The 3,283-nt window shown below is 68.7% G+C and carries 3 protein-coding genes; 2 read left to right on the plus strand and 1 reads right to left on the minus strand.

The features are described from left to right. Positions 1 to 199 precede the first annotated feature (199 nt). A complete protein-coding gene (locus AC1DY5_RS48395) occupies positions 200 to 373 on the plus strand; it encodes a hypothetical protein (protein WP_478121461.1) in 174 nt (57 codons plus the stop codon). A 6-nt stretch (positions 374 to 379) separates the two neighbouring features. Next, the gene (locus AC1DY5_RS48400; RefSeq protein ID WP_478121462.1) at positions 380 to 2,416 is read left to right on the plus strand and encodes an AsmA family protein; all 2,037 of its coding nucleotides are present in this window, start codon (positions 380 to 382) and stop codon (positions 2,414 to 2,416) included. Here the strand turns inward: AC1DY5_RS48400 and AC1DY5_RS48405 are convergent. Further along, positions 2,413 to 3,171 carry a HesA/MoeB/ThiF family protein gene (locus tag AC1DY5_RS48405; RefSeq protein ID WP_478121463.1) on the minus strand — a complete coding sequence of 253 codons (759 nt, stop codon included), beginning with the start codon at positions 3,169 to 3,171 and terminating at the stop codon, positions 2,413 to 2,415. The genes AC1DY5_RS48400 and AC1DY5_RS48405 overlap by 4 nt on opposite strands. Positions 3,172 to 3,283 lie beyond the last annotated feature (112 nt).

The raw sequence follows: 3,283 nt of genomic DNA on the forward strand, positions 1-3,283 counted from the left end.
GTGAAGGCCTGAAGGGCTTCAGGCTGTAGGTTTGTTCTTACGGCGGCTGGGGAAAGTGGCCGTAGGTTGCGCCCCACAACCAGTCCGGCCGGCCGCCGACCCGGCCACGGCCGCGACCGCGCACACTCGGCTCGATGGCCGCACGGCGGCCTTCACGAATCCTCGAGGTGCAGCAATGAACGTTGTCTGGAGTTTCGCCATGGGTCTCATCGCTCTCGCGGCAGGCGCTGCGATCGCTGGCGGCGAGCCCGCCGTGGCCGAGTTGCGCTTGGCCGAGGCGGCCACGCGCGCTGCTGTCGTGGGGATCGCTGCCGTTTGCCTCATCGAGGCCGAAGCTGTCTCATCCGAGCGGATGGCCGCGCCAATCGATTGACGCTCCATGCCCGACGCGCCCGCTGCTGCTGTTCCGCACCGCCGGCTCTGGTTGTGGCTCCTTTCGTTCGTGCTTGGGCTGATCGTGGCATGCTTCCTGGGGCTCGCCTTCTTTCCCTGGGACACGCTGCGCGAGCCGCTGAATCGCTATGTCAGCGAAAAGACCGGTCGCCAGTTCGAGGTCACGCGACACCTGGATGTCGATCTGGGCTGGCGGCTGGCGACGGTCAAGTTCGACGGTATCGCGTTCGCGAACCCCTCCTGGGCCCGGGATCCCTACCTGCTCCGCGCCGAACGGGCCGAGTTCGACATCAGCTTCTGGCAATTGCTGGCGCAGCGCGTCGTGTTGCCGCGTCTGCGGTTGAGCCAGCCTTCGGTCGGGCTGCAGATGGAGGCGGATGGCCGCAAGACCTGGGCTTTCGGCAAGGGTGAGGGCGAATCGGGCACGCCGACCATCGGGCTGATCGAGGTCGACGGCGGCAGTGTGGATTTCCTGGCCCCGCCGCTGGAATTGGACCTGCACGCCGATTTCAGCTTCGACAGCAGCCGTGGCGAAATGCCGCTCAGCTACCAGGTCAAGGGCCGCTACCGCGCCCAGCCGCTGACCGCGGTCGGCCGCACGGGCAATGTGCTGCAGCTGACTTCCGCAGGGCGGCCGCCGTTTCCGATCGAGATCGATCTGAAGGCCGGGCAGACCCGCCTGAAGGCCGATGGCACGGTGGTCGAACTGGCCGACCTCGACGGACTCGACGCCCGGTTCGAGATGCGGGGCCCGGACCTGGGCCGGCTCTACCCGGCGCTGGGCATCGCCCTGCCGCAGACGCCGCCCTATGCGCTGAGCGGCAACCTGAGAAAGAACGCTGCGCTGTGGGAAGTGCGGGGGCTGAAGGGCCGGCTCGGCCTGTCCGACATCGCTGGCGACATGCAGTTCGACAAGTCGCAGAAGGTCCCTCTCCTGGCGGGCACCCTGCGCTCGCGGGTCATGGACATGGACGATCTCGGCCCGCTGATCGGCCTGCCGCCGACCGCGCGCTCTGCCAGCGCGGTCGAGGGTGTGGCGCCGCCGCCGACGATTGCCCAAGTCAACAAGCCAAAGCAGAACGACCCCGCACGCAAGGTGCTGCCCGACGCCCCGCTGGACTTCGAGCGCCTGCGCGCGATGAACGCCGATGTCAGCTACACCGCGGAGCGGATCCAGAACGTGCGCGAGCTGCCACTCGACCAAGGGAGCGTGCAGGTGAAGCTGAAAAACGGCGTGCTGACCCTGGACCCGCTCAACCTCGGGGTGGCCAGCGGCAAGATCGCCGGTGCGATTCGCATCGACGCGACCCAGGATCCGGCCGAAATCCGCGCCGCCCTCGACATCCGGGCCATGCAGATCAACAGGCTAATTCCGAAGGTCGAGACGCTGAAGACCAGTTTCGGCCGGCTCGACGGACGAATCAACCTGTCCGGCCGGGGCAATTCGGTGGCGAGCTGGCTTGGCGGCTCCTCCGGCGATGTCGCGGTCATCACCGGAAAGGGCCAGTTCAGCAATCTGCTGCTCGAGTACCTGGGCCTCGACGGCGGCGAGATCATCAAGTTCCTGCTCGAGGGCGACCGCAACGTGGAACTGCGCTGCGCGGCGGTGGCCTTCGATGTCGACAAGGGGGTGATGAATGGCCGCAGCCTGGTTTTCGACACCAGCGACACCGTATTCAACGCCGCCGGCAACATCAACCTGGCCACCGAGCGCATGGACATCGTGGTCAGGCCGCAGCCCAAGGACATGAGCATCCTGGCGCTGCGCAGCCCGTTGCGGGTGCGCGGCAGCTTCGCGTCACCGAAGGCGGGCGTGGAGGCCGCGCCGCTGGCGACGCGCGGCGCGGCGGCGCTGGCGCTGGCCGCGATCAGCCCCTTGCTGGCGCTGGCCGCCACCGTCGAAACAGGCCCGGGAAAGGACGCCGACTGCGCCGACGTGCTGGCCGAGGCAAAGAAGCCGTCCTCGCGCGGCGCCGCCGCCGGTGCCGCGAAGGCAAGGCAGCATTCGGCGCCGGGCAGTTAGGGCTTCGGGCGGTGCCCACACACCGTGCAGCCCGGATCGCGCGCCACGCCCAGGGAGTCGAAGGCCGTGCGGCGGCCGTCGAACATCAGCAGGCGCCCGGCCAGCGAGGGACCGATGCCGGCAAGCAGTTTCAGGGCCTCGCTGGCCTGCAGCGTGCCGATGGCACCGACCACCGGCGCGAAGACGCCCAGCACGGCGCAGCGCGTTTCCTCGAAGGCGGCATCCGGCGGGAACAGGCAGGCGTAGCAGGGCGAGGCGGCATCGCGGGTGTCGTAGACGCTGAGCTGGCCGTCGAAGCGGATCGCGGCCCCGGCCACCAGCGGCTTGGCATGGGCGACGCAGGCGTTGTTCACGGCATGGCGGGTCGCGAAGTTGTCGCTGCAGTCGAGCACCACGTCGGCGCTCGCCACGAGCTCGGCCAGCAAAGCGGCATCGGCGCGCAGGCGATGGGTCTCGATCCGGATGTCGGGGTTGATCGCACGCATCGCCTCGGCCGCCGACTCGACCTTCGGCATGCCCACTCGGGCCGTGGTGTGCGCGATCTGGCGCTGGAGGTTGGTGAGGTCGAGGGCGTCGTCGTCGACCAGCGAGATGTGCCCGACGCCGGCCGCGGCGAGGTAGAGAAGCGCGGGCGAACCGAGCCCGCCGGCGCCGATCACCAGGGCATGCCCGGCGCTCACCCGCGCCTGGCCGTCGATGCCGAATTCCTCCAGCAGGATGTGGCGCGAATAGCGCAGCAGGTCGTGGTCTTCCATGCGCCGCGCGATCGCCGGGGCGAAGGCTCCCGCAGGAGCCGCCCGGGATCAGTTGTCCTTCTTCTCTTCCTTGTTGTCGACGATGATCTGCGTCTTGCTGACCATCACCGGC

The organism is Variovorax sp. P4_D9, assembly GCF_056401695.1.